Source organism: Ferruginibacter sp. HRS2-29 (assembly GCF_024343615.1).
GTDB lineage: Bacteria > Bacteroidota > Bacteroidia > Chitinophagales > Chitinophagaceae > Ferruginibacter.
Genome location: NZ_RJUB01000093.1, coordinates 1 through 1,470 on the forward strand (window position 1 = coordinate 1; position 1,470 = coordinate 1,470).

Below are 1,470 nucleotides of genomic sequence, written 5' to 3' on the forward strand. Positions count from 1 at the left end.
CTTCTCGCTGAATATTTTACTGCCACCATCAGAAAACAATCTTAGCTTTTTTTCTGAAAGAAATTCTGTTACTATCTCAGAATTATAATATAGATAATCATTATCTTCTGTATGATATGCCTGAATAAATAAACCATCAGTAATAAATACAATTTTAACTCCTAAGGGAGTTGCATATTTTTTTATTGTTTCGTTTAATGTCGTCTGTAGGGTTTTTCCTTGTCTTTTAGCCTCAATTATTGCAAGCGGTTTTTTATCAGATGAATACAAAACATAATCAGGCCTATTACCTTTAAATTTTTTATTTTCAGAAACTGTTCTCGCACGCTCCGTATAACAATTACAATCCGGGCTGTCCTCATCGATATTCCAAGAAAGGTTTGTTAGCCAATTATTTATCTTAATTCTAGTAGAACTCTCTAACGGATTTGTAAACTTTTTCATGAGGCCCTAAATCTTTATACGCTTATTAAAAACTATCAATTACTAGCAAAGATAAATAAAAGGTGGTTAGTGTTTTTAAACTTCCTTGATGTTGTATTTTGAATTCTAAATTTATTTAATTTTAAACAACACCGAATCAAAAAAATACTTCAACGTTATCCCCCGCTCAATACAAAACTTATTGATCGTATACAAACTCGTTCCTCTTCCTCTTTCATTCTTATTATAGTCCTGGGGATTTCTTCCTGAATTATCAGCTAGTGCTTGCTGGCTCAAACCGCTTTGCTCACGAAGTTCTTTCAACCTTGCGGCAACAGCCAGTTTAAATTTAATATCTACTTTGTCGAGTTTAGCGGGCATAAGTAAACCTAAAGAAATTTTTAAAATAAAGCATAAGACATATGTCTTAGTTGCGATAATAATTAGTATATTTAATTATTAATCATTCTTCAACTTTTCACCCAATGACAACACTCCCCGCCCACATCGCCGAGCACTACTACTCCCTCCACCAACCCAATCCTGATACCGCTGCCGATGCCGCCGCCGTTATCGATGGCTTTGTAAACGAATACACCGCCGAAGAAGCCGGCCGCGAGCTGTGGCTGCTCTTCAGCGGCGCCCTCACCAGCGAGCACCTGCCGTACAGCGATATAGCGCAGGAGCGGAAGTGCATGCTGCATTTTTATGAGTATGTGAAGGCGTTGCTGGAGGCTACTTATGCGTTGCAGCCAATTAAAACTCAAAATGCCTGATTTTTTTTCCACGGTCAGCCTGAATAAACCCGCCACTGTCAGCCTGAGCTTGTCGAAGGCGGCATTAGAACCTCTCAACCCCGCCTTCGACAAGCTCAGGCTGACTGCACGTAAAGCTTAAGCAATGTTCATTTTTTTAGGGCGTTATCTGAGGTATTCCTATTAATCGTGAGCTTAACACCACCTTCACTGTCAGCCTGAGCTTAAAACCACCTCACTGTCAGCCTGAGCTTGTCGAAGGCGGAATTAGAACCACAACACCCCGCCTTCG

Annotated in this window: 3 protein-coding genes; all 3 read right to left on the minus strand. The window is 39.7% G+C overall.

The window, feature by feature from the left end; translation table 11 throughout:
- The coding region (locus EGI32_RS11185; protein ID WP_255155449.1) for a type I restriction enzyme HsdR N-terminal domain-containing protein at window positions 1–444 on the minus strand (444 nt) is incomplete at its 3' end.
- A gap of 111 nt (window positions 445–555) precedes the next feature.
- Entirely contained in the window at window positions 556–804 is a 249-nt protein-coding gene (locus EGI32_RS11190) for a helix-turn-helix domain-containing protein (RefSeq protein ID WP_255154907.1), read from the minus strand.
- 89 nt (window positions 805–893) lie between these two features.
- The gene (locus EGI32_RS11195) at window positions 894–1,190 is read right to left on the minus strand and encodes a hypothetical protein (RefSeq protein WP_255155363.1); all 297 of its coding nucleotides are present in this window, start codon (window positions 1,188–1,190) and stop codon (window positions 894–896) included.
- Window positions 1,191–1,470 lie beyond the last annotated feature (280 nt).

Coding starts and splice junctions, on each gene's coding strand:
- EGI32_RS11190 (WP_255154907.1), bottom strand. CDS start 804: ATGCCCGCTAAACTCGACAAAGTAGATATTAAATTTAAACTGGCTGTT.